This is a genomic window from Actinoallomurus sp. NPDC052308, from assembly GCF_040679195.1.
Taxonomy (GTDB): domain Bacteria; phylum Actinomycetota; class Actinomycetes; order Streptosporangiales; family Streptosporangiaceae; genus Actinoallomurus; species Actinoallomurus liliacearum.
This window is the reverse complement of sequence record NZ_JBFAUM010000001.1, coordinates 934,070-960,819: the sequence shown is the minus strand read 5'-3', so window position 1 is coordinate 960,819 and position 26,750 is coordinate 934,070. Positions and strand designations below refer to the sequence as shown.

The following is a 26,750-nucleotide window of genomic DNA, read 5'->3' as shown; positions in this document are numbered from 1 at the left end:
TGCCTGATCCCAGACCGAAAGGCAAAAGACTTATGATTTCCACGATCCTCCCGAGCAGCTACTTCGCTCCGCTGGAGAAGGTCCAAACCGGACTTGGTGCCGATGACCAGCTGGCATGCCTGAATCTGGTCGCCCGCTTCGAGTGGTGTTTCGACTCACGCAACTTCGACGCACTGAGCGAGATGCTCACCGAAGAATTCGTCCTGGATCATGTATGGGGCTACCGGGAGGGCCGGGAAGCAGCGATCGCGCTGCTGCGCGAGAAGTTGCCGATCAATGATGGACTGCGCCATGCCAGCCTCAACCCAACCGTCCACGCCGAGGAGGACGGCACCGCAACCGCGCTGTCCTACCTGCTCGGCGTGCTGGTGGGCGAGGACGGGGACGGACCACAGCGGCCCATCATCGCGGGCGAGGGCCTGCGGGTGGACCGGCTCCGCAAGGACGACGGCCTATGGCGGATGACCGCGTGCACCGTGGACCAGATGTGGGTGCACAGCTCGTTCCCCATCCCCGACACCGAACGAGCGCACTACCGTTTGGACGCCGCTTCCCGACCCCGGACCTGACCACACCACAGCCTCGAGACGCCTGGGTCACCGCGATCGTTGATCTCGACACTGACAAGGATCACAATGAATGACTCAACACCCTTGACTGTGGCCGTGCTCGGCCCCGGTGGCGTGGGCGGCCTGCTCGCCGCACTGCTCGCCCGCGCCGGACACCGAGTGATCTGCCTGGCCCGCGAGACGACCGCGGCCACGCTACTCCGCACCGGAATCAGCGTGCACAGTGCCCAGTTCGGAGACTTCACCGCAGCAGTCGAAGCCGGTGCCGAACTCACCGAACCAGTCGACCTGTGCCTGATCACCTGCAAGCAGACCGCCCTGGAGGCCGCCTTGCAGCGCGTCCCGCCGGCGACCGTCGACAACGGCGTGATCGTTCCGCTCCTCAACGGTGTCGAGCATCCGGACCTGCTGTGCCGGCGGTACCGCCCGGAGCTGGTGGCGCCGGCCGTCATCCGCGTCGAATCCACCCGGATCGCTCCCGGAGTCATCGAACATGGCAGCCCGTTCACCGACATCGACCTGGCCGGCGATGCCGTACCCGCCAAGCGCCTCGACGCCACGGCCGCGATGCTCAACGCAGCCGGCGCGCACACCAAAGTGCAGCCGGACCAGACCGCCACGCTGTGGCGCAAGATGAGCTTTCTTGCGCCGATGGCACTGCTGACAACACGCCACGGACTATCCATAGGCGAGCTACGCACCGCACGGAGGCACGAACTGCTCGAACTCGTCGAAGAGACCACAGCGATCAGCCGCGCCTTCGCAGCCGAGATCACCACCGATGCGGTGATGCGGGTGTACGACGACTTCCCACCCGAGACCAAGTCCTCAATGCAACGCGATGCCGAAGCCGGCCGCCCACTGGAACTGGACGCCATCGGCGGGGCACTGCTTCGCGCCGCAGACCGACATGCCACGCAGGCACCGATCATCAAAAGACTGGTCACAGAGTTGACAGTGCTCGCTCGTTCAGCAGCGCCCTGATCGACCGCCGAAAGTTGAAGCGTTCGGCGGCGGTGTCGGGACCCGGGTGAGCGGCCGCCGAGCCGTCGACCGCGTTGCCGCGTCCGCATGACGGTCACCTCCACGTGGGGGTGATCGGGTCTGGTGCACGCGCTACGACGCCCGGACGCGTCCTCTCCATGCCCGGCAGGGCGATCCGAAGGCCCTATCCCCGCGCCGGAAGACATATGAGGTTCCCGGAAATCGGTATGAGATCCGTGTGGCGCAAGCACCGGCCCGGCTTTCCATGTGCCGGTATGTCTTATCTGCCGCATCAGCAGCTCATACGATCCGATGAGAGCGCGACTCGGCCATCCAGCGATCAGCCTGCCGACTACCGAGGGTTCGGCGACAGCGATGTTGGCGGCCAGGCTCGCGGCACTACCGATGATGAGCAGCGTCCACGGGAGCACCCCTCTGCGCCTGCCATAGCGGGAGTCCAGCAGCAGAGACATCGACGAGACCGCGATCATCCCGTCGACCGAGACCGGAAGCAGCGCCGCAGTCCATGATGTCTCCCCATGTCGCCGGGCCAGCAGATACGCGTGCTTGTACGACACGGTCGCCGCGATGGCGGCGAGCACCACGACGCTGACGATCGTCGTCCACCGGATCGCCCGCTCAGCGCTGGAAGTCCCCTCAGCCACGGCGACCTCCCCCACGGGGAGTCCCTGGTAGGGATACGCGATCCTCGATGATCAGGAGTCGACCCGAGACCGTTCCCATGTTCTGTGTGCCCTGCAGGGGGCGCCATCAGCAGTCAGCGCGATCTAGCGGCTGACCTGGGCTAACGGCCAAAGAACGGGCCGGACCGATGTCTCACCAGGTCCGGCCCGTTCTTACTGCGGGGATGTCACTGTCCAGCCCGTCAAGGCGCACAGTCGGGCCAGCGCGCCGGAGCGAGCCGCGTCGGCCCGGGCGCGCCCTGCGGTCAGCCGGTCGCCGGGCGCCGCTGCGGCCGTATTGGCGGCGATGACCCGGCCGTCGGGGTTCACCAGCGCGCAGGGAGACCGCTCGGCGCACAGCGCGGGCATGATGCGGCGTTCCAGGTGGTCGCAGGGGACGTCCAGGGCCGCCACCCCGAGGGGCCGGGTGCCGTGGAAGACGGGAACGGACAGCGTGAAGGTGTACTCGTTCGTGCACGCGTAGTCGACGTACGGGCCGGTGACGTGCTGCTCTCCGGAACGGATCGGCACGTCGAACCACTCGTCGTTGAAGTAGTCGAAGAAGTCGGGTCCGTCCGGGTCGAGGTTGACACGCAGTGGCTCGGGAGTTCCGCCGTCCGGCCGCCACCACCATTCGAGCCAGTACGGGGCGTCGCGCAGCAGGCCGGGGGCGGCCACGATGCCGGTGCCGATGGCCAGGCCCTCGAAGGCGTCCAGGGTCTCGCGGATGCGCGGGCGCAGTGCGGCGATGTCGCCGAGCGCGTACGCGTCGGGCCGGGCCGCGAAGGAGGCCTCGAAGGCGGCGGCGGTGTCGCGCAGGGACCGCAGGATCCGCTCGATGTCGTCGGCGAGGGAGACCCAGGCCCGTTCGGAGGGTGATGTCGTCACTGCTCCGCCTCGGTACGGTAGACGCCGACGCGCCATCGGATCAGTAGTTCCACCTCGTCGGTGACCTGCTGTTCGGCGAGTCGCCGGGCTCGTTCGGGGTCTCCGGAGGCGACGGCGTCGACGAGGGCGAGCCGGCCTCGTACGGCCTCGGCGTGGTCGGCGTCGCCGAGCAGGGTCCAGGTCAGATCGCCCCACTCGGCGCGCAGGTTCGCCTCCTCCTGGGTGAGCCGGGGCGACTGGGCCGCCAGGGCGACCGCGACGCCGAACTCGGCGTCCGCCTGGCGGCGCTCGGCGGCGGTGTCCGCCGCTGCCAGCCGCGCGGTGCGCCGGCGCAACGTCTGGATCTCGGGGGCCGTCGCGCGCCGGGCGGCGAGGGCCGCTGCGGTGCCGAAGACCGCCAGCCGCAGGTCGCCGAGTTCGCGGAGTTGCCGGACGGTCAGGTCGGCGTGCCCTGGACGGCTGTGGGGGCCACCGGCCGGCCGGGCGACGAAGCTGCCGCCGGCCCTGCCCCGGCGGGTCACGACGAGGCCGCGCTCGCGCAGGGTCGCCAGCGCCTCCCGGAGCGTCAAGGTGGCGACCCCGAGTTGGTCGGACAGCGTCGCCTCGGAGGGCAGGCGCTCGCCAGGAGCGATCAGGCCGAGGCGGATGGCCTCCGCCAGCCGATCCGCGATCTGGTCGGCCCGGCCGGCCTGGCCGTTGCCCAGTGCCTGGATCGCGCGGACGGCGGCGGTGGTGAGACCGGAAACGGGTGGTGCCGGCGCCATCGCACCTTCCTCGGTTAAGTCCTGGTATCGAACCTTGACACTAAAACATTTAGGGCTAGATGATTTGCGAGCCCAACGCAACGATCATGTAGCGCAGCGTGTCAGCGCAGGTGCCCGAGCCGGGACCGGTGTGGGCGCGCGGCGAACGATCACCAGCCCCCGCCTGGTCCCGCCAGACCGGCCGACAGATCAACGAGGCCATCATGACCGACAGCACCGGCTTGTCGACCGAACATGACGAGGACGCGGCCCATCTAGCGCGCCTCGGTTACAAACAGGAACTGCACCGCGTCCTGGGACTGTTCGACAACTTCAGCGTGGCCTTCTCCTATCTGTCGCCGATGGTCGGGGTGTACTCGCTGTTCGTGCTCGGTGTGGGCACCGCCGGACCTCGCTACCTGTGGCTGATGGTGCCGGTGGTCGGCTTCATGCTGCTGGTGGCACTGGTCTTCGGGGAGCTGGCCAGCCACTACCCGATCGCCGGCGCGCTTTACCAGTACGGGAAATGGAGTGTCGGCCCGCGGTACGGCTGGTGGATCGGCTGGATCTACGGCCTCGCCCTGCTCGTCACCGTCGCCAGCGTCGACACCGGCATCGTCAGTTACCTGACCGCGCTGCTGAACAATCTGTTCGGGACGCATCTGAACGGCACCTCGCACGGCACCATCCTGGTGGTCACGGTGCTGCTCATCGCGATTCAGACCCTGATGAACACCGTGGGCGCCAAGCTGATGGGGCGGATCTCCCAGCTCGGCGTGTTCGTCGAGACCATCGGTACCTTCGGGGTCGCCATCGCGCTGGGCATCGCCGGGTTCCACCACGGGTTCGGCTTCCTGTTCTCCAGCAAGGGCGCCGAGCACGCGTCGGCCAACCCGCTCAAGGTCGACTTCGGCGGCCACTGGCTCACCGGCGCCGCGCTCGTCGCCGTGCTCGCGCACGCCTACATCTTCTACGGCTTCGAGTCCGCCGGAGACATCGCCGAGGAGACCAAGTCGGCGTCGCGTATCGTGCCCCGGGCGATGCGCTCGGCGCTGCTGTACGGCGGGGTGGCCTCGGCCGTCCTCGTCATCGGCCTGCTGCTGGCCATGCCGTCCGACCCGAAGGGCTACGCCAACGCCGCGTCGTTCGAGGGCGGGGTGCCCGCCATCCTCGGCCAGCTCCCGTCCTGGTCGCAGAACCTGTTCCTGGTGGTCGTGTGCGTGGCCTTCTTCTCCTGCGGCACCGCGGTCCAGGGCGCGGGCTCGCGGCTGATGTACTCCTACGCCCGGGACAAGGCCGTCCCGTTCAGCCACAAGCTCAGCGTGGTGTCCCCGCGGTTCCACACCCCGGTCAACGCGCTGCTGGTCGCCGGCGTCGTCCCTGTGCTGTTCACCCTGCTGGTCAATGTCAACCCGGCGCACAACGTCCACATCCTGTGGTTCGAGCTGCCCGCCGGCGTCAACGCGCTGACCCTGCTCGTCTCCTTCGGCGTGTCGGGCATCTACCTGTCCTTCCTGCTGACCGTGGTGGGTTCGATCATCGCCAGGGCCCGGGGCTGGCAGCCGGCCGGGACGTTCCGGCTCGGACGCTGGGGCTGGCCGGTCAGCATCCTGGCCGCGGCGTACCTGGCGCTGATGCTGCTCAACATCGTCTGGCCGTCCGGCCTGTCCAGCCCGCGCGGCAGCCTGTTCAACTTCGACTGGATCACCCTGATGGTGATCGTCGTGCTCCTGGTCATCGGCGCGGTGTACTTCGTGCTCGCGCGTCCCTACCAGCGCCTGTCGGTCACCGGGCAGTCCGGCGCCCCGGCGACCGACGAGGCCGCCCAGGTCGGGGAAGGCGCCCAGTGACGACGGTACCGACGGTCATCGACGGTACGCCGGACTCCGGCGACTGACGCCGCCGTGCCGGACCCGCGGACACCAGGTCTCCGCCCGCGGGTCCGGCAGAGGTTCCGCTGGGGAGGACGGTACTGATGACCGAGCTGCCGCTGTCCGGGGTCCTGGTCGCCGACTTCGGGCGGGTGCTGGCCGCGCCGTACGCCACCATGCTCCTCGCCGATCTCGGCGCCGACGTGATCAAAGTCGAGCGGCCGGAGCATGGGGACGACACCCGCGCGTGGGGGCCGCCGCACGCCTACGGCGAGGCCACCTACTTCCTTTCCGTCAACCGCAACAAGCGATCGGTCGCGCTCGACCTGCGCGACGAGACCGACCGGCGCCGGGCCCGCGAACTGATGCGCCGGGCCGACGTGCTGATCGAGAACTTCCTGCCCGGTGCCATGGAACGGTTCGGGCTCGGCTACCAGCAGGCGCACGCCTGCAACCCCGGCATCGTCTACTGCTCGGTCACCGGATTCGGCGCGGGCGCCGGGGCCGCGCTGCCCGGCTACGACCTGCTCATCCAGGCGGCCGGGGGCCTGATGAGCGTCACCGGCCCCGGTCCCGGCGAGCCGGTCAAGACCGGAGTCGCCGTGGTGGACGTCCTCACCGGGCTGCACGCGGCGGTCGGCGTCCTGGCCGCCCTGCGCCACCGCGATGCGACCGGGCGGGGACAGCACGTCCAGGTGAACCTGCTGTCCACCCTGCTGTCGAGCCTGGTGAACCAGGCGGCCGGCTACACCCTCGCCGGCGCCGTGCCCACCGCGATGGGCAACCGGCATCCGTCGATCGCGCCGTACGAGCTGTTCCCGACCCGCGATCGACCCATCGTGATCGCCGTGGGAAACGACCGGCAGTTCGCCGCGCTGTGCAGCGGACTCGGCGCACCCGAACTGGCCGACGACCCGCGCTTCACCAAGAACGCCGATCGGGTCGCCCACGTCGAGGAGCTCGCCGGCCTGCTGGCGCGACGGCTGCGCCGTGCGGGCGCCGACGACTGGTTCGCCCGCCTGACCCCCTTGGGCGTCCCCTGCGGCCCGGTGAACGACCTGGCCCAGGCATTCGAACTGGCCGAGCACCTCGGCCTCGCCCCGTACGCCGCCCTCCCCGGCGACGGGCCGGAGATGAATCTCGTGTCCGACCCGATCGGGCTGTCCGCCACCCCGGCGCGGTACTCGCTACGCCCCCCGCGTCTGGGGGAACACACCGATGAGATCACCGCCTGGCTCGACGATCCTGATCCCGGTACGGGGCCAGGAACGTGATCAGCGTGGTCGGCATCGCCTCGGGCAAGGCGGCGGCGCGAGCGCACAGGTCTCGGGAAACAACCCCGGCGAGGCCCGATCCGCCCCGCTTCGTCCCCTCCCTCAGGTAGGGCGCCCGGCGTTCACCGAGTCTTTTGCGCGGCGAGACCGTGCGCTGCACTCGTAGGCTGAAGCGCTATGGCAGGGGCGGAGCCGAGACGGGACGGGTCGGGATGCCGGAACAGGTGGTGACCTCGGCACTCGCGGTGATTCCGGGGCCGGGAGAGACGGTGACCTTCGTTCGGCAGGAACGCGGCCCGTACGCGGGCTTCTGGTTGCTGCCGGGCGGCAAAGTGGAATTCGGCGAGCCCATCTCCGAGGCGGCACGGCGCGAGGCCCTCGAGGAGTCCGGTTGCCATGTCACGGATCTGTCGCTGACCGGAGCGTACGAGATCCTCGGGCCGGACCATCACTTCGTGATCTGGGCCCACCGCAGCAAGCACGTCCTCCAGGTGCCGGAGGACTTCCAGGGGCATCATGTGACCGGTGTCCAGCAGGTGCCGTGGAACGCCGTCGAACCGCACCCGACCGACATGCCGATCCTCAACGACGCGGGGGCCGCGGCCTATGCCCGGGAGTTGATCGATGACCGGATGCGCCGTGCGGGCATCGTGATGACGAACCTGCTGAACGGAGAGACGTTCGGAGCCTCCGCCGCCGAACTGCGGTAGCGCGTCCACCAGGCAGCGGAGTCATCCCTTCGCGGCGAGAACGGGATCTGGTCCGCCGGGCGCGGTTCGGCCGGCCCCCGTCGGGACATCAGCGCCGGGAGCGGCGGGGACAGGCCTTCGCCCGGGCCAGCAGGGCGCGCATCTGCAGCACGGCGTGGGCCGGGTTCCGCGGCGGCGTGGCGAAGGGCAGGCGTACGTCGCGGTGACCGCCCTGCCGGCGAAGGCGCAGGACGACGCCGTAGCGGTCCAGCCGCAGGGGTCCACACGGGTCACGCCGAGCAGGAGCCGGGGGTCGACCAGCTGGGCCAGCAGTTCGACGGCGTCCCCGTGGGCGCCGGCGAGGTGGGTGAGCAGCTCCGCCTCGGTCGCCGCGAGCGGATCGGGCTCGACGGCGGCCAGTTCGTCCACCTCCAGCTCGAACCACCGTCCCTCGTGCTGGAGTTCGGCGGTCACCGTTTCGAAGCACAGGTCCTCCGCGCTCGCGCTCTGCTGGTCGAAGCTCAGCCAGCCGCCCAGCAGGACGCGGGCGCGGACCCGGTCGGGCAGCGGCACCGGAGCGACGTCGGTGAACTCCAGCGAGGCGGCGAGGTCGCCGCCCGGCGCCCGGGCCACCTCCGCGCCCACGTGGCTGCCGGCCGGGACCGTCAGCAGCAGGCGACCGGCGCCCGCCGGCGAGTGCAGCCCGACGAGGTCGACGCGGTGAACCTCGGTGTTCAGGGTCAAGGACCGGGCCGCCACGAGTACGGAACGGACGAGCTCGGCGGGGGTCGGTTCCGCGATCGGCGCCGCGGAGTGATCGGTAGCGGACATCCAGCCTCCCTAAGTAAGGTAAGCCTAACCTTAGTCACCGAGAGGACGGCCGTGAACAGCTCCCGCCCGAAGGCCAAACGCTCCCGCGCCCTGGGGATCCCGCTCACTCCCAAGTGCGTCCGCTACTTCGAACGCCGCCCGTACCCGCCCGGCCCGCACGGACGGGCCCGCAAGCAGACGTCGGACTACAAGACCCGGCTGCTGGAGAAGCAGCGGCTGCGCGCCCAGTACAACGTCAGCGAGAAGCAACTGCGCCGCGCCTTCGCGCGGTCCGCGCGCGGCGAGGGCCGGACCGGCGACGCGCTGCTGGCCGAGCTGGAGACGCGCCTGGACGCCCTGGTGCTGCGGGCCGGGTTCGCCCGCACGATCTACCAGGCCCGGCAGTTCGTCTCCCACCGGCACATCCTGGTGGACGGCGCGCGCGTCAACGTTCCCTCCTACCGCGTACGGCCGGGTTCGGTGATCAGCGTGGCCGAACGCAGCCGGGCGATGCCGCCCTTCCTCGAGGCCGCGGCCGGCGGGCACGCGCCGGAGCACGTCCCGGAGTACCTGCGGGCCGACCACACCGGCCTGGTGGCGCGGCTCGTACGGCCGCCGCAGCGGCACGAGATCCCGGTCCGGTGCGACGTCCAACTCGTGGTCGAGTACTACTCACGCTGACGGAACGTCTCGGGCACGAGAACGCCGGGCACCGCTCACCCGGGCCGAATGCTCGGCGAAGCACCGTCAAAGGGCGAGATTTCGTCCCGGTTCGCCGCGCTCGCGGCGCCCTTCGCCGAGCCTTTCGCCCGCCCGGTGGGCCGGCCGGAGATCCGGGGCCGTTAGCCGGCGTGTCCGTGGGCCGCGTGGGCCCAGACGTCCAGCAGCCGGCCCGCGGAACCGCCGATCGGGCCGACGGCGTCGGCCAGGGTGGCCGCGTCCGGGAGACGCGCCGCCTCGATCGCCGGTACCGCGTCCGCGGCGTCCTCGATCGTGGAGGAGCAGACCGAGAGCAGGTAGTCGGGCACGGTCAGCGCGGGATCGACGCACCCGACGACCGGGGTGCCGACGGCGGTGATCAGCGGGAACACCGTACCGGGGATCCCGACGGCCGCCTCGGCGCGCGCCGAGGCCTCCAGCGTCGGCACCGCGCTGATCTCGTACTGCGTCCAGAGGCTGCGGTCCTCCCGGGGGTGGAGGCCGACCAGGATCGATTTCCCCGACGCCCGCAGCCGCTCCGCGGCCGCCAGCAGCAACTCGGTGCCGGGCGCCGCGCCGCCGGTCCCGTCGGGGTGGGTCACGCTGGTGACGACCAGCACCAGTCCCGGCTCCGGCTTGCGCACCGGCAGCGCGTCGGTCTGCGGCGAGCCGACGACGCGTACGGGACGCCGGGTTCCGAGATAGCCGGCGAACGCGCGGCCCTCCGCCGGAGACGACGAGGTGATGGCGCGCAGCCGCCCTCGGAGCCGCCGGGCTCCGAGGGCCTCGGCGGGACCGAGGTAGGCCAGCGAACTCGCGACCGCCGGCAGCCGCCGGAAACGCGCCGCGCACTCCAGCGGCCAGTCGCCCGCGCCGGTCACCACCAGCAGGTCGGCGGGCGGCGCGTCGGCCGGTGTCGCGACCGGCACCGGGTCGCCCGCCGCGATCTGCGACAGGTCCGGCACCAGTTGGGTCAGCCGCCAGCCGCGCCGCGCGGCCTCGGCCAGCAGCGGTTTGACGTGATAGGTCCCCCACGGTTCGTTCGTCGCGATCAGCACGCGGAGCGGGCGTGGCCGTGGCGAGGCCCACGCCGGGCCGCCCAGGCCGACCACCCCCGCGGCACCGACCCCGGCGATGCCTCCGAGCACGGCCCGGCGCGACACCGCGGCGGCGTGTGATCGTTTTTCGTTGCTCATGCGTGGCACCGTAGGAGTCCGGTCCGGCCGGCCGGTTAACGGCCCGGGAACCAGCGGTGATCACACGGCTTTGCTCACCTGGTCACCATCATCCAGATCAGGCCGGCGGCTACCTCGCCGCGGCGAGGCAGGCCGTGCCTCGGACCGTTGAACACGCCCTCGGTAGGCTGGAACGCGGCAGTGGACGTTGTCGGCGGGGGGTGCATGCACGCGGAGCGAAGGTTGGGAACGGACGGCGGCCTCGAGCAGGCGATGTCCGCCTTCCTGGAGTCACGCCCACGTCTGTTCGGCATCGCGTACCGCATGCTCGGAAGCGTGGCCGAGGCCGAGGACGTCCTCCAGGAGGTCTGGCTGCGCTGGCAGCGGACCGACCGCACCGTCGTCGTCGACCCGCCCGCGTTCCTCGCCCAGATCACCACCCGCTTGGCCATCAACGTCGCCCAGTCCGCCAGGACGCGACGTGAGACGTACATCGGGCCCTGGCTGCCCGAACCCGTCGACACCAGCGTCGACCCGGCCGTGGGCGCGGAACGCGGAGAGGCGCTGGAGTTGGCCCTCCTGTTCCTCCTGGAGAAGCTCAGCCCGACCGAACGCGCGGCGTACATCCTCCGCGAGGCCTTCGACTACCCCTACGGCGAGATCGCCGGCATCCTCCAGCTCAGCGCGGTCAACACCCGCCAGATCGTCAGCCGCGCCCGCAAGCGCCTGTCCGCCGAGCGGCGCGGCCCCGTCGACAGCGCCCAGCACCGGCGGCTCCTCGACGCGTTCCTCGCCGCCGCCCGGACGGGCGACGTCGCCGCCCTCGAGGACCTCTTCGCCACGGACGTCGTCAGCTACACCGACGGCAACGGCATCAGAGGTGCGTCGAAGTTCCCCGTGGCCGGCCGCACCCGCGTGGCGAGATTCATCGTCGCCTTCGGTCCGCGTTTCTGGCCGGGCGCGGACCTGGAATGGGTGCAGACGAACGGGCGCCCGGGCCTTCTGATCTCCCACGGCGGCACCGCCGTCGCACTGCTGAGCATCGACGCCCTGCCCCAGGGCATCAACACGCTGCTGTGGGTGATGAACCCGGCGAAGCTCGAGGCGTTCGCACGCTCGCGTGGCCGCCTGAGCGTCGGCGACATCCCGTCGGAGGATCCTCCCCGACCCTGAACCCTGGCGGATCATCCAGTGCCGACGCCGAAGCACTGTGCGAAGGTCCATGGCAGGGTGAGCTGCCACCGGGGTTTACTGACGCCCATGAATTCGACGAGGCGTCGTACCGTGGTGCCCGCTCGAGACGCACGCGCGGTCCGGCTCGCGGCCGGTGACCGTGTCCGTGTGGTCGACCTCGAGGGCCGGCAGGTGGGCGATGTGTTCTGCTTCGCCGCCGAGGACCCGTCCGAACACCTCAGCGCCGCGCATACCCGGACCCAGCTCGGCCGGCTGTTCCCGGCGCTGCGGGAGTCGTTCGTCACCGACCGGCGGCGGCCGATCCTGACGCTGGTGGACGACACCTCCCCCGGCGTGCACGACATGCTCATCGCCGCCTGCGATCCGGCGCGCTACCAGGCCCTCGGCGTCGAGGGCCGGCACGCGTCATGCGCGGAGAACCTGCACCGTGCCCTCGGGGAGGTGGGCCTGCGGACCGCCGTCGTTCCCCAGCCGGTCAACGTCTTCATGCGGATCTCGATCGAGGAGGACGGCGGTCTGACCTGGCTGCCCGCGCTGAGCGGGCCGGGAGACAGCGTGACCTTCGAGGCGGCGATGGACTGCGTGCTGGTGGTCTCCGCCTGCCCGCAGGACGTCGTCGGCATCAACGGGGGGAACGAGCCGACGGCGCTGGCCCTCGACCTGTTGCCCGCCCATGAGCCCACCGAGCGGGTCCCCGCTCTTCATCACACAGGAGATGAGCAGTGACCACCATCGACTCCGGAGCCGCCCACCCGGCTCTGAAACCCCTGCACGCCGCCGGGCTGGACCTGCGGAACCGGCTCGCGGTCGCGCCGATGACGCGCGTCTCCGCCGCGCCCGACGGCACGCCGACCCGGCAGATGGCCGAGTACTACGCCGCGTTCGCCCGCGGTGGCTTCGGCCTCGTGATCACGGAGGGCACCTACACCGACGACCGGTACAGCCAGGGGTACTTCAACCAGCCGGGCATCGTGACCGACGGGCACGTGGCGGCCTGGCGGGAGGTCACCGAACGGGTCCACGCGGCCGGTGCCCGCACCGTGCAGCAGTTGATGCACGCCGGAGCGCTGTCCCAGGGCAACCCGTACCGGCCGGGGACCATCGGCCCGTCGGCGGTCGCGCCACTGCGCGAGATGATGCCGGAGTACGGCGGGAGCGGGCCGTGGCCCGTCCCCCGCGAGATGACCGCCGCCGACATCGACGAGGCCGTGGCCGGGTTCGTCGCCGCCGCCGGGAACTCCCTGCGCGCCGGGTTCGACGGCGTGGAGGTTCACGCCGCCAACGGCTACCTGCTCGACCAGTTCCTGACCGACTACACCAACCGGCGGACCGACGGCTACGGCGGCGCGCTCCTCGACCGTCTGCGGCTGACCGCCGAGGTGGTCAAGGCGGTTCGCGCCGGTCTGGGCCCGGACGCGGTCATCGGCGTGCGCCTGTCCCAGGGCAAGGTGAACGACTTCACCTACCGCTGGCCCGGCGGCGCGCGCGACGCCGAGGTCATCTTCGGTGCGCTCGCCGAGGCCGGGGCGTCGTACCTGCACATCGCCAGCGAGGGGCGCGCCTGGGTCGAGAGCGCCACGCTCGACGGCGGGGCCACCATCACGGCGCTCGCGCGCAGGGTGACCGGTCTCCCCGTCATCGCCAACGGCGGCATGCACGACCCCGCCCAGGCCGCGGAGGTGCTCGAGGACGGGCACGCCGACCTGCTGTCCCTCGGACACGGCGCCCTCGCCAACCCCGACCTGCCCCGGCGGCTGGAGAGCGGAGCCGCGCTGGCAGAATTCGACCGCCGGCTGCTGGAGCCGATGGCGACGCTGGACAATGCCGAGCGCCACCGCCGTGAGCGGGCCGGCGCGGTGTCGTGAGTCCGGCTCCGGCCGGAGTGGACGGGGATGACGCGATGGACGAGTCGGGCTGGCGGGCCGGGGCCCGGTGCGTGTTCACGCTGACGTTCGACGTGGACGCCGAGGCGGCCGTCCTCGCGCACGGGCGGCGGTTCGCCGACCACGCGATGACGATGTCGCACCAGGCGTACGGCCCGGAGGTCGGCGTGCCACGGCTGCTGGAACTACTGGCCGACCTCGGCGTGCCGGCGACGTTCTTCGTGCCGGGCTGGGTCGCCGAGCGGCGGCCCGGCCTGGCGGCCGTCATCGCGGAGGCCGGGCACGAGGTCGCGCACCACTCGTACAGTCACCGTCCGCCGACCGGGATGAGCGCCGCCGAGGAGCGCGCCGACTTCGAGCGGGCGCTGGAGGTCTTCGCCGACCAGGGCATCGAGATCGCCGGGCACCGCGCCGCAGGCTGGGAGGCGACATGGCGCACCCCCGAACTGATCGCCGAGCACGGGCTGCGGTACGACTCCTCCCTGATGGGCGATGACCGTCCGTACCTGCTGACGACGTCCGGCGCCGACGTCGTGGAGCTGCCCGTGCACTGGTCGCTGGACGACTGGGAGCAGTACGCCTTCCTGCCCGACCCGCACGTCGGCTCGGTCATCGAGTCCCCGGCGAAGGCGCTGGAGATGTGGCGGGCGGAGCTGGACGCCATGCGGCACTACGGGTGCCTGTTCAACCTCACCAACCACCCGTTCCTGACCGGCCGGCCCGGCCGGGCCGTCGCGCTGCGCACGCTGGTGGAGTACGCGCTGGAGTGCGGCGACGTCCGGTTCGACCGGTGCCGGGACGTCGCCGAGCGCGTTCGCGCGGACCGGACGCTGCCCCGCCGCGACCCGGAGCCGCCCGTCGTCGACCCGGCGGTCTACCCGGTCGACTGACCCCGGATCCAGGCCGGGCCGGCGGGACCTTCGCCGTGGCCCCTTCACCTGGGGCTTTCGTCGCGGCCCGTCGCCCCGGTCAGGGGAGCTGCCGGAGCGTGTCGGCCCGTAGCGCGAGGAACAGGTCGACCAGGTCCTCGGTCCGGTTGACGTCCCGTCCGGTCAGCTCGGCGATCCGCGCCATGCGGTTCCGCAGCGTGTTGACGTGCACGTGCAGCGCCGCGGCGGTGGCCGCCCAGTGACGGTCGTTGTCCAGGAACGCTCGCAGACTGGTCTCCAGTCCCCCGCCGCGCGCGCCGTCGTGGACCCGCAGCGGGCCCAGTACGGCCGAGGAGAAACGCCGCAGCGTCTCAGGGTCGTGCCGGCCGAGCAGCAGCAGGTGGGTGTTGAGGTCGGCGTACGCCATCACCGCCGGGCCGCCGCCGCTCCGGCGGCGGAGTACGCGGCAGGCCTCCCGCGCCTCCAGCACCGGACGGCGCAGGCCGGCCGCGTCCGGAACGGTCCCACCGAGCCCGGCGACCAGGCGGCTGCCGCCGAACCGCGGTGCCAGGTCGGTCACCAGGCGCCGGGCGAGAGCGGCGAACTCCGCCTCCGCGCCGCGCCAGGACACGATGACGACGACGTCCTGGCTGGCGGCCGCGGTCACCACGGGAACGCCCTGGGTCAGGAAGAACCCGGTCACCGCGTCGCCCAGGCCGGTCGTGCCGGGGCCGTCGTCGTCGGCGAACGCCAGTGCGCACACCGCGAGCGGGTGGTTCGCGTCGATCCCGAACGCCCGCAGGCGGCCCGGCAGCTCCGCCTGCCGCCCCGGTCCGGACAGCACCATGTCCAGCAGCTCGCCCGCGAACCGCATCTCGATCGCGTGCACGGCCTGCCGCTTGGCGACCTCGAGGCTGAGGAACGACGCCGCCTGCCCCATGGCGTCCTGCTCGGCCGGGCTCAGCTCGGCCATCGGACGCAGGCACACCAGGCCCGCGTCCACCTCACCGAGCGCCGCGATCAGGAAGATCGACGCGCACCCGCCCGAGCCGAGGTCGAGTTCCAACGGCGGCGGGCGCCGGGCCAGGGCCTCGGCGACGAGACGCGCCTGCCCGGCGTCCAGGTCGGCGCCGGCCGCCGCGACGACCCTCGCCGTACGGTCGATCACGGCCAGCGGCAGGTCGTGGTCGCGGCGCAGCACCCGCAGGATGCCGGACGCACCGGCTCCTCGTGCCATCACGTCGGTGAGCGCGTCGCTCCGCCGGATGCGCCCCAGCAGTTCCCGCTGGCGCTCCTCGGCGTACGCGGTGGCCATGGCATGGGAGAGAGCGGTGAACGGAACGTCCTTCGACAACTCGATGAGCGGGAGGCCCGCCCGACGGCAGGCGGCGACCAGCTCCTCCGGGACCCGGCGGACGCTCTCCCGCAGGCCGAACACGACCCCGCCCGCACCCGCGCCCGCGACGCGCGCCACGAACGCCTCGGCGTCATCGGGGCCGGCGCACCACAGGCCGTTCGTCAGGACCAGCTCCCGTTCCCGCAGGTAGGGGGACGGATCGGGCAGCTCGGTGGTGTGCACCCAGCGCATCTCCGCGTCCAGCGCACCGGCGGCACCGGGCTCCAGCACCCGCAGTTCCAGAGTGGGGTCGGCGACCAGCCGCCGGATCGTGACCATTCCTGGAAGTTAACACAGTGTCCAGCAGACGGGAGTGGATGTTCATCCACTCTTCAGCGGGCTGACCTGCGTGCTTTTGTAACCCCACGAGAGCACGCCGCGCGGCATCATCGAGGCGCGGCCCGAGGAGGTTCCCATGTCCGCCGAAACCATCGCCTCCGGGCACGCAGAGACGGCGCGTTTCGACGCGCACGGCATCGAGCCGATCCCCGAGCACGGCCGGGACTCGACACCGCTGGAACAGTTCTGGATCTGGGCGGGCGCGAACATCGCGCCGATCAACTGGGTGCTCGGCGCGCTCGGCGTCACGCTGGGGCTGACCGTGGTGGAGACCCTGGTCGTCGTCGCGGTCGGCAACCTCTTCGGCTGCGCGGCGTTCGGGTTGTTCAACCTGATGGGGCAGCGCACCGGCGTCAACCAGATGCTGCTCGGCCGCGCGACGTTCGGCCGCCACGGCGCCGCCGTTCCCGGCCTGATCCAGGGACTGCTCGCGATGGGCTGGGTCGGGGTGAACACCTGGGTGGTCCTCGACCTGGTGCTGGGCATCCTCGCCCGCCTCGGTGTGCACGGCGGCTCCGGCACGAAGTACCTGATCGGCGGCCTGATCATGGCGGCGCAGCTGGGCCTGGCGCTGCTGGGCTTCTACGCGATCCGAACGTTCGAGAAGTACACCGTCCCGCTGACCGTGGTGGTGATGGCGGTGATGACGGTGCTGGCCGTCGCCCGCGCGCACCCGCACTGGTCCACCCCGACGCATCCCCTCGGCGACGGCGGGAAGGCGACGGCCATCACCCAGCTGCTGACCGCGATCGGCGTCGGGTGGGGTATCTCCTGGCTGCCCTACTCCGGCGACTACAGCCGATTCGTCCGCCGGGACACCGGCGAGCGCGCGACCGTCCTGGCCACCGCCGCCGGGGTCTACCTGCCCAGTGTGTGGCTCGCGGCGCTGGGCGCGGTGCTCGCCGGGTCCGGCGGCGGCGGCGACCCGGCCGACCTGGTCGCCCGGACGTTCGGCGTGATGGCCGTCCCGGTGCTGCTACTGATCATGCACGGCCCGATCGCGACGAACATCCTCAACCTGTACTCCTGTTCCCTCGCGGCGCTGACCGTCGGCGTCCGCGCCGCCCGCTGGAAGGTCACGCTGTTCGCCGGCGTGATCGCTTCGGCGGTGCTCGTCGTGTTCATCCGCTCCGACAGCTTCGCCGGCGCCTTCGACAACTGGATGAGCTCGATCCTGGTGTGGATCAGTCCCTGGGCGGCGGTGGTCGTCGTCGACTTCTTCGTCCGGCACCGGGGCCGGCCGGACGTCGCCGCGCTGTACCACGACGATCCCGGCGAGCCGGCGTTCAACCGGCCGGCGCTGGTGAGCCTCGCGCTGGGCATCGTGGCGGCGTGGAGCTGGCAGTACGGCCTGGTCCCGGTGATGCGCGGGCCGCTCGCCCGCCTGCTGGCGCACACCGACTTCTCGTGGCTGGCCGGGATCGTGGTGGCGGGCGGTCTGTACTACGCGCTCGGCCGCCGCGATCTCGCTCCCCGGCCCGCACGATGACGCGGCCGCCGCTGCGGCGTGCCTTCCCTATCGGTCGGAGGGGGTACGCCGCAGGACGAGGAGCGCGACGTCGTCCTGCATCGGTTCCCGGCCGATGAGCGCGGCCATCACCGCCGCGCAGACCTTCTCGGGAGCGTCGGGGCGCACGGCGTCGCACAGTCTGCCGATGCCGGTGTCGAGGGAGACGCGCCGCCGCTCGACGAGCCCGTCGGTGTAAGCGCAGAACAGACCGCCAGGCGGGATCTCCACCGTGGAGGTGTGCCGCTTGGTCGCGACATCGGCGCCGATCACCAGGTCGTGGCTGATCCGCGGTTCCAGGGAGACGGTCGGCTCTCCCGGACGGGCGAGGACCGGGGGCAGGTGACCGGCCGAGGACACCCGCACCCGCGCCAGATCCGGGTCGCAGACCGCGTACAGGACGGTCGCCATGGCTCCCGGCTCGAAGTGCTGCATCTTGTAGTCCAGCTTGCGCAGCACTTCGGCCGGGTCGTCCGACTCGAGGGCGTAGGAGCGGAGGGCGCTGCGCATCCGGCCCATGATGACCGCCGCCTGCAGACCATGGCCGGCGACGTCTCCCATCACCACACCCAGCTCACCGGACGGCAGCTCGAAGACGTCGTACCAGTCACCGCCCACGCTCGCCAGGCCCGGACTGTACCGCGCGGCCATCTCGACCCCTTCGAGGTCCGGCAGGGCGGTCGGGACCAGGCTGCGCTGCAGCTCACGGGCTGCCGTCCGCTCGGTCTCGGACAGCAGGGAACGCGCCGCCAGCGCGACGCGGTCGGCCGCCATCCGCAGGAACGTGACCTCCTCGTCGGTGAACCGGTGGGGACGCATGGTCCCCACGTGCAGGACGCCCAGCGGCGCGCCGTCGCTCACCAGCGGAACGCCGAGCAGCGACTGCAGTCCCTTGTCCACGAGAAGCGGGTTGACGATGTCCGCCGTACGGACGTCGTCGATGATCGACGGCTCCAGGTTCGCGGCGACGCGTCCGGCGAAGCCTTTCCCCACCGGCACCCTGACGGCCTGGTAGACCTCCTCCTCGATGCCCTGGGCGGCGGTCGCGACGAGGTGCCGGCCGGACTGGTCGAGCAGCAGGACGACCGCGGTGTCGGCCTTGAGGATCTCCCGCACCCGAGCCAGCAACTCGTCCAGAACGTCGTCGACGTTCATGTGCGCGAGCGCCGCGTCGGTGATCGCCCGGAGATGGGCGAGCTCGACCTCGGCGGCGGCCGACGGGGCTTCAGGGCGGGGGGCCATGCCGCCAGGGTAGTCGTGGTCACCGGTTGGAACGCACCGGCCTGGACGGGGTCCGGCTGCCGGGATCGGTCTTCGATTCCGTACTCGTCGTACGGCCCGACCTGCGACGACGGATTCGCCGTCGAGTGCGTTTCACCGTCCGTAGCCGGGGCAGTGGGCTAGGTACGCCGTCGCGCGAGCGACTTCCGAGGTACCGGGATGAACCGATCCGACGATCTGTGCCACGTCCTGACAGAGGACCATCACGCGCTGCGGCAGCTCCTCGTCGAGCTGAAGCACCTGACCGTCTCCGAACCCTTGTGGCGATCGTTGGCCGACCTGCTGATCGCCGAGATGACCCGGCACTCGGTCACTGAGGATTCCTACCTGTATCCGGTGGTCCGTGACCGTCTGCCCGGTGGAGGCCGGCTCGTCGATGAGTACCTCGCCGAGCACGAGAAGCTCGAGCGGATGGGAGAGATCCTGGAGAGGAACGATCTGCCCGGCGCGGAGCTCTCCCGCCTCCTGGCGCGGTTGGACACCGAGGTGCGCGCTCACATGCGGGCCGAAGAGGAAGAGCTGTTCCCGATGCTGATCGAGCATCTCGGCGCGGAGGAGCTCGCCGGCCTCGGGCGGAAGGCCGCGGCGGCGAAGCAGGAGGCGTCGATCCGGCAACGCCTGCCGGACCGTCCCGTGCTGAACGCGATCATCGCCACTGGTGCGGGACTGGTCGAACGGGTCCGTGGCCATCTGCGCGGCCGGGCGTATCCGCGCTGACCGGTTCGCCGGGCGGGGCCGCCGTCAACGGCCCGGGCCCTTGACGGCGCACGGCCGTGACCCACGCGCGGAGGCGTCGGTCACGGCCGTGGATCACGGGTCGGGGGTCAGCCCTTCGGCCGGAGCCGGACGACCTGCGGATCGTGGTCGCTGGTCTGGCCGGCGAACTCCGCGTTGATGTGCACCACGTCGTAGTCGGCGCCGCCGCTCACGCGCGGGCTGGTCAGGATGTGGTCCAGCACCTGCGAGTTGCCGTCGTAGACGTAGCTGTACCGCTCGGCGAGCGGCAGGTCGGCGATCAGGTCGTGCAGCACGCCGCCGGCGGTCAGCGTCTGCAGCGCCGGGGAGAACTGGTAGTCGTTGAAATCGCCCACGACCACCACGTTCGCGTTGTGGTCGGTCTTCAGCAGGTTCTCGAGGAAGCCGTGCACCACCGTGGCCTGCTGCTTCCGCTGGACCTCGGACGACCGGGCGGGCGGCTGGAATCGGCTGTGCAGGCTCTGGTCCCCGCCCTTGGAGTTGAAGTGGTCGGCGACCACGATCACCCGGTGCCCGTGGAACTCGAACATGCCGGCCAGGGGCTTGCGGCTGTCGGTCCAGGCCGCGTTCCCCGGGTCGACGCGCCCGGGCGACACCGACAGCCCGGCCTTGCCGTGGTCCTTGACGACCTGGACCGCGGTGGTCGAGTTCCCGCCGGAACGGTCGATGAAGGACACCCGGTCCGGGTTGAACAGGAACGCCACCCGGATGTTGCCGCCCGGCTGGCCGCCGTCGGCGTCGTTGACCGGGTCGATCTCCCGCCACTGGTAACGGGGACCGCCCGCGGCGACGACCGCGTCGACGAACTTGCGCAGCGTGACGTCCGCCGCGACCGTGCCGTCGTCGACCGCGCCGCTGTTGTCCTGGATCTCCTCCAGCGCGACGATGTCGGGCGTCGCCAGGTTGTGCACCACTCCGCCGGCCAGCCGGTCGAATTTGGACTGGGCGTCGCTCGGCGCGAGGTTCTCCACGTTGTACGTGGCGACCGCGAGTTCCTTGTGCTTCTGCTCGCGCGTGACCTCGGGCGTGAGGCCGCCGTCGTGCAGCGTGCCCAGGCTCGTGGCCTGCAGCTCGTACCCGCCGTAGCTGACGTAGTCCAGCGGGCCCTCGGTCGTGCCGGTCAGCACGTCACCGACGTTCGCCTTCGGGAAGGGGTGCGCCGAGTCGGGGAGCAGCGTGGTGACCTCGATACGGCCGCTGTTCGGGTCGGCGTAGGAGGAGTAGATCACCCCGCCGTGCGCGCTGCGGTGGTCCGCCGGCCTGGTGGTGACCCACAGCTCGTCGTACTCGTTGGCCGGCGCGATCACCGGCGCGTCGTCGACCCGTACGCGCATGCCCTCCAGCGACTCGAACAGGTCCAGCGCGTACGTGGACGGCTGCAGCGCCGACGACTCGATGCTGCCGCCGGCGGCGTCCGGCGCGTAGGCGGACGGAACGGTGTCCGGGCCGAGCGTGAACGCGGCCGGCAGCGCGTTCCCCGAAGAGAGCACGGTCCACTTCGGCTTGGTCAGCTCGGTGACGGACTGGTTGCCGCTCGCTGCACCGCCCGGGTAGTACTCGCTGACCGTGCCGGAGACCAGCACCGAGTCACCCGGCTGCACGGCCGGCGTGCTGGATCCGGTGAAGACGAAGAGGCCCTCGCTCGTACGGGGGTCGTCGTCCGGCTGCGGGTCCTGGAACCAGAACCCGCGCGACGAGCCGGTCGCCCGGACACCGGTGACGATCCCGGGGACGTTCGTGACGGACTTCGCGCCGTCCGGGGAGATCCGCGTCGTGCCCTGGATGTCGTGGATCCGTACGCTGCCCGGCGTCGGCGTCTCGGTGGGGGTGGGCGTCGGGGTCGGCGTCGGATCGCCGGACCCTCCGCCGCTGCCGGTGGGCGTCGGCGCGGCCGCGGTGAAGTCGGCCCCGTTGTCGTCGGTGTCCGCGAGGCCGGCCCCGCGGTTCACCGAGGTCGTGTTGGTCGCGGCCGGGGCGGAGGTGCCCTCGCGGACCACGGCGCCGCCGAAGCCGACCAGGTCGCGGACCCGCGGGTCGGCCGCGCAGTCGGCGGCGGTCAGGCAGGTGAGAGCGTCGGAGCCGGTGACCAGGGCGACGGTGCCCGCCGTCGCGGACATGCTGATCGTGCCCGTGGCGTCCGGCGTGGGAAGGGCGACCGTGCCGCCGCTGCCCTTCGCCTCGGCGACCAGGTAACGCGAACCGGCGGCGATGCCGCCGGTCAGCTTCGTCACCTGCCACTTAGAGGTCGGCCCGGGCGAGGCGGACAGGTACTGCACGCTCCAGCCGTCCACGGACACCGGCTGGGAGCCGCGGTTGGCCAACTCGACGAAGTCCTGGGTGAGGGTCGCGCCGGAGTTACCGCCGCCCCCGTACACCTCGGCGATCAGCGCGTCGGACGAGGGGGCGGCACCGGCGACCCGTGGGATGACCAGGGCGCCGAACGCCAGCGTGGCGGCCACTGCGCCGAGCACACCCACGTGGCGAAGAGGGACAGAAGACACCTCGGTCCTCTCGGAGAAGAAAGGTCGGACGCAGGCATCCTCGCGGTGGTCAATTAAGACAGGCAGGCGACTTGGTCACGTCTGGATTGCGTAATGATGTGCGCTTTGCCCTTCTCGGGGAGCGCAGGGCCTTCACGGGGCCTCTCTTGAGGTGCCGTCGACGGCCATCGCGGCGTCCCACGGCCGCCGCGTCTCCGCGGCGTGCCTCGCCCCGCCGGACCCGTGGCGGGCCACTCGCCGTAGGACGGCACAATGTTCTCTTCTAGGAACGGTCGACAGGAAGGGATCGCGCATGGAATGCCCGGCGTGCGGGACCGATGTGCCCTCAGGCCGGTCCGCCTGTCCGCAGTGCGGAACGCCGCTCCCGTCGGCGGGAGAACGCCCCGGCCCGAGCCCGTACTCCGCCGATGGAGCGCCGAAGGGCCCCCAGGCCGGGTCGTCCAACCCGCGGACCGAGCCGCTTCCCCTCCCGGCATGGGACGCGGACGAGGAGCGGCCCTGGAGCGCGCCGCCGGACCTCCCGCCGGCCGCCGGTGCGGGCGAGACGCCGCCCGACTCCGGCAACGCCACGCAGATCCTGGGCCCTCCGGGCGCGGACCCGATGCCGCCCGGGCCGCCTCCCGCCCCCTGGAATCTCGGCGCCCCGGCGGCGGACCCCATGCCGCCCCCCGCTCCCTGGAACCTCGGCGCTCCGGCGGCGGACCCGATGCCGCCCGAGCCGCCCTCGACCGGCTGGGACCCCGGCCCGCCGGGAGCGGGCCCGATGCCGTTCGAGGCTCCCCCGGCCTCCTGGAGCCCCGGCCCTGCGGGGACCGGTCCGACGCCGCACAAGTCGCCCGTCGGACAGGCCGCCGGACAGCCCTTCGGCGGTCCGGCGCCGGGCCTCGCGCCGCCCGGATACCAGCCGAACGGCTGGGATCAGGGCATTCCACCGGCCGCCGGGGAGACCACGGGGGCATCGACCGACGCCGACAGGAAGAAGAAGCGGACGATACTGCTGGCCGGCGGGATCGCCGCGGCGGTCGTGGTCGTCGGCGGTCTCGTCTACGTCCTGACCCAGGGATCCTCGGGAGGCGGAACGCCGGCCTCCCAGGCGACGGCGAACACCGACACGGCCGCGCGGCAGGCCGCCGCCGTCGACAAGATCCTGGGGTCCGGTCAGGTGGCCCGCGGGCACCTGCCGTCCCGCCTGCGGACGTGCGACGACGTCTCCGCGGGCGTCGCCGGATTCCAGCAGGTCGTACGGGACCGGCAGCAGGAGGTCGCCCAGACGAAGGCGCTCAAGGTCGACCGGCTGCCGAACGGCTCCCGTCTCCGCCAATCGATGCTCGCGGCCTACCAGAACTCACTCGAGGCCGATCAGGCGTACCTCGGGTGGGCGCGGAAGGTCCGGGCACGGAACTGCGGCGGCAAAATCGCCCCGCTCACGGCGCCGTACCAGGACGCCATCGCCGCCAACGACAAGGCCGGCCCCGCCAAGCGCAGGGTGGTCGCCCTGTGGAAGCCCATCGCCTCCGCCCACGGCCTGCCCGCCTACGCGTGGAACCGCCTCTGACCGGCCGTCCCACGGACGCGAAGAGTCCCGGGCATCGGGAGCCTCATGATGCCCGGGACTCGTGATCACGGCGATGGGCCATGACCGGTCGGCTCGCGACCTATCGGTCCAGGATCGCGATCCTGTGCTGCCGCGAGGGCATGAGCCCCATGCGGAAGGCGGCCGTGCCGAGGTCGATCGGCGCTCCGCAGGTGAACGCCGGGTTGTTCCTGCAGGAGGACTGGAGGACGTCACCGTTGGTGCCGCGGACGGTGACGTGCACGTTGTTACCCATGGTCGTCACCGTCACGCAACTCGGCACGAAGCCCGGATGCCCGGTGGTGAACACGGTGGTGAAGTTCGCCCAGGCGCCGGGCGTGGGTGTCGGCGTCAGGTCGACCTGCTGAATGAAGAGCTGCCCGTTCTGGGTCTGCGCGACGGTCTTCGTGTTGCCCTGGACCGTCGAGTCGATGCAGGGACCAGAGGCGCCCGCGGGACCGGTCGGGCCCGTGGGACCCGTCGGACCGGTTCTACCGTTTTCGCCGTTTTCACCGCGCGGACCGGTCGGGCCCGTGGGACCCGTCGGACCGGTTCTACCGTTTTCGCCGCGAGGACCAGTCGGGCCCGTGGCGCCGCGATTGCCCTTACGACCCTTGTGGCCCCGGAGTCCACGCGGACCTTCGGGGCCTTCCGCGCCTCGGAGGCCGGGCTGCCCTTCGCCGCCCTTGACTACCGCCTTCGCTCCCCCTCTCCCCGAACCTCCGCCGAGAGCGTTGCCGAAGTTCTCCCAGCAGCTGATGTCTGAGTCCTCGCAGAAGTCGAAGGCCGAGAGATTCGCCGACCGCATGGAGGACGTTCCCTGCATGATGCGCTCGGCATCGGCCGACGCCGGCAACGCCACTGCGACGCCCAGGCCACCGACTGCCGCGGCGGCCGCCAGAGGTACGACACGCGACCGCGTCTTGCCGCGAGCCGCGCCGTGTTTCCCGTAACGAGTCAATTTGGACACCTATAACAAGTCGAGAAGGCTGGATTTCGGATTGACCGAAGATTGCGCGATGTGAATACCCCGCAGCTCATCACCTGACGCGCTTCGTGGTTAATGATCGAGCAAGGCTCATTCCTCACAGAACGGCGATCGCGGCCTTTGGCTCAGGGCCGCACGAATTACGGCTTAGGCGGCGCGTAACGGATGACACCGGCCTAAGCCAGGTCGTTCCCGTTCACCCCGACTTCAGCACGGGACGCCCGTCAACGACAAACCGGAAACGTTCGCCGTCAATACCCTGAACAATGCAGTTCCGCTCCATCGTCACAGGCGGCGCCAGGCGACCCAGCTTCCGGAATCGGTCCAATGCACCGAGATCGGCGCGAAGCCCGGCGGAGCGGCGGGCCAACTGGCCCGCGGTGACTGGTGAGGGTCCCAGGGCACGATGACCAGCGTCAGGCCCTGCGGTAGCGTTCGAGCATCACGGCGGTCGATGGGTTGCAGGTGGCTTTGCACCTGGAATGCCTGAGAGATCCAGACGCGCCAGCTCATATCCCGGTAGTCGATCCCGACGCGGTCATCGGGGCGGAGCGCGGCACCGGCCAGGCTGCTCGCCTTGTCAAGGGTGTCCGCCCAATGACGGGCGTCCCGGCCGACGACCACGGCCACCGCCGCCAGGTCCGCGGCGACGGCGAGGGCGACCAGGGCCCGCACGGCCTTGCGCCCCTTGGCGAGGACGAGGATCAGCAGCGACAGGAGTACGACCACCGTGACCCACCAGAACCTCAGGCGGTCCCAGCTCCACGTCAGCGCGCTCATCTCCGGGAAGTCCAGGGACAGGAAGAAGCCGTGCGTGAGGCGGCCGCCCGCGTGCAGCAACACCACCAGCGCACTGGCCAGCGTCAGACCGGCCGTGGCCAGCGCCGCCTTCGCGACGCCGATCCGGGTGGCGCGTACGACGAGGGCGGCCCCGGCCAGGAACAACGCGGGCGCCAGGCAGCCGAGATACCGGCCGTAGGCCAGGTTCGCGACGGTCCCCTCGTCCGGCGTCGCGGCCGAGGTCGCCAGCGCGATCCCGGCCGCCGTCACCAGGGTCAGCACCGCCGTCGCCCGCATCGCGAGTGGTGTGCTCTGGCGGAGTGCGGCCAGTGCGGCGGCCACCAGGCCGACACCGGCCAGGCCCCAGGTCGACGCGACGAGATACCAGATCTTTCCCGCCGCCAGCGCGAACGTCCAGCCCAGGCCGCTCGAGGTGGTCAGCCGCTCGACCAGCAACGAACCCAGGGGCAGGGCGCCACCGGGATAGATCTCCGCACGCACCCAGGTGTTCAGCGCCCAGCCGGCCATCACGCCGGCGACCAGTACCGCCGCGGCCGCGCCCACCTCGCGTCCGGGGAGCCGGCGGCGCGCGAGCATGACGGCCAGCAGCCCCGCGTGCGCGATGACCACGATGAGGCCGCGGGTGTGCGCGCTGGAGCAGTAGGCAGCGAGCGCGCTCGCGGCCACCCCCCATCCCGGCCCCCTCCGCGCGATCCACGAGTGGACGCACAGCAGCCAGGTGAGCAGCGCCAACGGGAGCACCGCATCACTCATCGCGTACTGCCCGTAATAGACCACCGACGGCAGGGACGCCGTCACCATCGCCAGCAGGTAGGCCCGTCCCCGCGAGAGCCCGAGCCGGCGCAGCGCCACATGAGCGGGCGCCAGCAGAGTCGCGCCGATGAGCGCGTTGATCACCAGGACGATCCGGTAGATCGTCAGCGGGTCGTTGCTCAACCAGTACGCCGGACTGATCAGCAGCGGATAGCCGGCCTGATAGAACGTCCGCCCGGACAGGTCGCTCGACGCGCCACCGGCCAGCAGCCGCGCCGCCAGTAGATATCCCCACTCATCCGGTACCACAATTGGAAAGCCGTGGAAAGCGGCCAAAATTATCCGGACCGCCACCTGTGCCAGCCAGCCGCCGCACACCACGGCCGGCCACCAGCGCATCCGACTTCTGACCAGAATCGCCGGTGCGTGCACTGATTCTTGCGGTTTCGTCCTCCCGAGCAAGCCCATGTCGTCTCCCCCGAAAAACCGACCTGTCGCATATTCCGACCCGGCCGACGAGCCTG

At 71.3% G+C, this 26,750-nt stretch carries 22 protein-coding genes and 1 pseudogene; 13 read left to right on the top strand and 10 right to left on the bottom strand.

Annotation, left to right across the window (positions count from 1 at the left end; genetic code table 11):
- The first annotated feature begins 32 nt into the window (after positions 1-32).
- Positions 33-569, top strand: a complete 537-nt coding sequence (locus AB0L00_RS04830; protein ID WP_364428380.1) for a nuclear transport factor 2 family protein — start codon at positions 33-35, stop codon at positions 567-569.
- Between the two features lie 66 nt (positions 570-635).
- Positions 636-1,553: a 2-dehydropantoate 2-reductase gene (locus AB0L00_RS04825; protein ID WP_364428378.1), complete on the top strand. Its 918-nt coding sequence runs from the start codon at positions 636-638 to the stop codon at positions 1,551-1,553.
- 302 nt (positions 1,554-1,855) lie between these two features.
- On the opposite strand, the pseudogene AB0L00_RS04820 reads toward AB0L00_RS04825, so the two are convergent.
- From AB0L00_RS04820 to AB0L00_RS04810, 3 genes and pseudogenes are all read right to left on the bottom strand, one after another.
- Positions 1,856-2,218 (bottom strand): annotated as a pseudogene (locus AB0L00_RS04820) (DUF2637 domain-containing protein); the annotation flags it as partial.
- Positions 2,219-2,410: 192 nt separating this feature from the next.
- Positions 2,411-3,124 carry a cache domain-containing protein gene (locus tag AB0L00_RS04815; RefSeq protein WP_364428375.1) on the bottom strand — a complete coding sequence of 238 codons (714 nt, stop codon included), beginning with the start codon at positions 3,122-3,124 and terminating at the stop codon, positions 2,411-2,413.
- The gene (locus tag AB0L00_RS04810) at positions 3,121-3,888 is read right to left on the bottom strand and encodes a GntR family transcriptional regulator (RefSeq protein ID WP_364428373.1); all 768 of its coding nucleotides are present in this window, start codon (positions 3,886-3,888) and stop codon (positions 3,121-3,123) included. The genes AB0L00_RS04815 and AB0L00_RS04810 overlap by 4 nt, the downstream gene beginning before the upstream one ends.
- 203 nt (positions 3,889-4,091) lie before the next feature.
- Between AB0L00_RS04810 and AB0L00_RS04805 the strand changes: the two genes are divergently transcribed.
- From AB0L00_RS04805 to AB0L00_RS04795, 3 genes are all read left to right on the top strand, one after another.
- Positions 4,092-5,717 carry an APC family permease gene (locus AB0L00_RS04805; protein WP_364428370.1) on the top strand — a complete coding sequence of 542 codons (1,626 nt, stop codon included), beginning with the start codon at positions 4,092-4,094 and terminating at the stop codon, positions 5,715-5,717.
- Between the two features lie 125 nt (positions 5,718-5,842).
- Positions 5,843-7,012, top strand: coding sequence for a CoA transferase (locus tag AB0L00_RS04800; RefSeq protein ID WP_364428367.1), 1,170 nt, complete (start codon positions 5,843-5,845; stop codon positions 7,010-7,012).
- Between the two features lie 212 nt (positions 7,013-7,224).
- Positions 7,225-7,722 (top strand): NUDIX domain-containing protein, encoded by a 498-nt coding sequence (locus tag AB0L00_RS04795; RefSeq protein WP_364428364.1) that lies wholly within the window; start codon positions 7,225-7,227, stop codon positions 7,720-7,722.
- 21 nt (positions 7,723-7,743) lie between these two features.
- Here the strand turns inward: AB0L00_RS04795 and AB0L00_RS04790 are convergent, their stop codons facing one another.
- Complete coding sequence (locus AB0L00_RS04790; protein ID WP_364428361.1) at positions 7,744-8,532, bottom strand: hypothetical protein; 789 nt, start codon at positions 8,530-8,532, stop codon at positions 7,744-7,746.
- Between the two features lie 51 nt (positions 8,533-8,583).
- On the opposite strand from AB0L00_RS04790, the gene rpsD reads away from it, so the two are divergent.
- Positions 8,584-9,192, top strand: a complete 609-nt coding sequence (gene rpsD / locus AB0L00_RS04785; protein WP_364428358.1) for a 30S ribosomal protein S4 — start codon at positions 8,584-8,586, stop codon at positions 9,190-9,192.
- 161 nt (positions 9,193-9,353) lie between these two features.
- On the opposite strand, the gene AB0L00_RS04780 is transcribed toward rpsD, so the two are convergent.
- A complete protein-coding gene (locus AB0L00_RS04780) occupies positions 9,354-10,406 on the bottom strand; it encodes a hypothetical protein (protein ID WP_364428355.1) in 1,053 nt (350 codons plus the stop codon).
- A 222-nt stretch (positions 10,407-10,628) separates the two neighbouring features.
- Between AB0L00_RS04780 and AB0L00_RS04775 the strand changes: the two genes are divergently transcribed.
- From AB0L00_RS04775 to AB0L00_RS04760, 4 genes are all read left to right on the top strand, one after another.
- Positions 10,629-11,558: an RNA polymerase sigma-70 factor gene (locus AB0L00_RS04775; RefSeq protein WP_364428352.1), complete on the top strand. Its 930-nt coding sequence runs from the start codon at positions 10,629-10,631 to the stop codon at positions 11,556-11,558.
- An 87-nt stretch (positions 11,559-11,645) separates the two neighbouring features.
- The gene (locus AB0L00_RS04770; protein WP_364428350.1) at positions 11,646-12,305 is read left to right on the top strand and encodes an urea carboxylase-associated family protein; all 660 of its coding nucleotides are present in this window, start codon (positions 11,646-11,648) and stop codon (positions 12,303-12,305) included.
- Positions 12,302-13,444: an NADH:flavin oxidoreductase gene (locus AB0L00_RS04765; RefSeq protein ID WP_364428348.1), complete on the top strand. Its 1,143-nt coding sequence runs from the start codon at positions 12,302-12,304 to the stop codon at positions 13,442-13,444. The genes AB0L00_RS04770 and AB0L00_RS04765 overlap by 4 nt, the downstream gene beginning before the upstream one ends.
- Positions 13,445-13,479: 35 nt before the next feature.
- The gene (locus AB0L00_RS04760; protein ID WP_364428344.1) at positions 13,480-14,352 is read left to right on the top strand and encodes a polysaccharide deacetylase; all 873 of its coding nucleotides are present in this window, start codon (positions 13,480-13,482) and stop codon (positions 14,350-14,352) included.
- 79 nt (positions 14,353-14,431) lie between these two features.
- On the opposite strand, the gene AB0L00_RS04755 is transcribed toward AB0L00_RS04760, so the two are convergent.
- Complete coding sequence (locus tag AB0L00_RS04755; RefSeq protein ID WP_364428342.1) at positions 14,432-16,006, bottom strand: PucR family transcriptional regulator ligand-binding domain-containing protein; 1,575 nt, start codon at positions 16,004-16,006, stop codon at positions 14,432-14,434.
- Between the two features lie 136 nt (positions 16,007-16,142).
- Between AB0L00_RS04755 and AB0L00_RS04750 the strand changes: the two genes are divergently transcribed.
- Complete coding sequence (locus AB0L00_RS04750) at positions 16,143-17,555, top strand: cytosine permease (RefSeq protein ID WP_364428339.1); 1,413 nt, start codon at positions 16,143-16,145, stop codon at positions 17,553-17,555.
- A 27-nt stretch (positions 17,556-17,582) separates the two neighbouring features.
- On the opposite strand, the gene AB0L00_RS04745 is transcribed toward AB0L00_RS04750, so the two are convergent.
- A complete protein-coding gene (locus tag AB0L00_RS04745; RefSeq protein ID WP_364428336.1) occupies positions 17,583-18,815 on the bottom strand; it encodes a GAF domain-containing SpoIIE family protein phosphatase in 1,233 nt (410 codons plus the stop codon).
- A 198-nt stretch (positions 18,816-19,013) separates the two neighbouring features.
- Between AB0L00_RS04745 and AB0L00_RS04740 the strand changes: the two genes are divergently transcribed.
- The gene (locus AB0L00_RS04740; RefSeq protein WP_364428334.1) at positions 19,014-19,571 is read left to right on the top strand and encodes a hemerythrin domain-containing protein; all 558 of its coding nucleotides are present in this window, start codon (positions 19,014-19,016) and stop codon (positions 19,569-19,571) included.
- 107 nt (positions 19,572-19,678) lie between these two features.
- Here the strand turns inward: AB0L00_RS04740 and AB0L00_RS04735 are convergent, their stop codons facing one another.
- Positions 19,679-22,111: an endonuclease/exonuclease/phosphatase family protein gene (locus tag AB0L00_RS04735; protein ID WP_364428331.1), complete on the bottom strand. Its 2,433-nt coding sequence runs from the start codon at positions 22,109-22,111 to the stop codon at positions 19,679-19,681.
- A gap of 292 nt (positions 22,112-22,403) precedes the next feature.
- Between AB0L00_RS04735 and AB0L00_RS04730 the strand changes: the two genes are divergently transcribed.
- On the top strand, positions 22,404-23,666 hold the full coding sequence (locus tag AB0L00_RS04730) for a hypothetical protein (protein ID WP_364428329.1): 1,263 nt from the start codon (positions 22,404-22,406) through the stop codon (positions 23,664-23,666).
- 100 nt (positions 23,667-23,766) lie between these two features.
- Here the strand turns inward: AB0L00_RS04730 and AB0L00_RS04725 are convergent, their stop codons facing one another.
- Together AB0L00_RS04725 and AB0L00_RS04720 are read right to left on the bottom strand one after the other, a co-directional pair.
- A complete protein-coding gene (locus AB0L00_RS04725; RefSeq protein ID WP_345360155.1) occupies positions 23,767-23,940 on the bottom strand; it encodes a hypothetical protein in 174 nt (57 codons plus the stop codon).
- 1,017 nt (positions 23,941-24,957) lie between these two features.
- The gene (locus tag AB0L00_RS04720) at positions 24,958-26,625 is read right to left on the bottom strand and encodes a hypothetical protein (protein WP_364428326.1); all 1,668 of its coding nucleotides are present in this window, start codon (positions 26,623-26,625) and stop codon (positions 24,958-24,960) included.
- Positions 26,626-26,750: the final 125 nt, after the last annotated feature.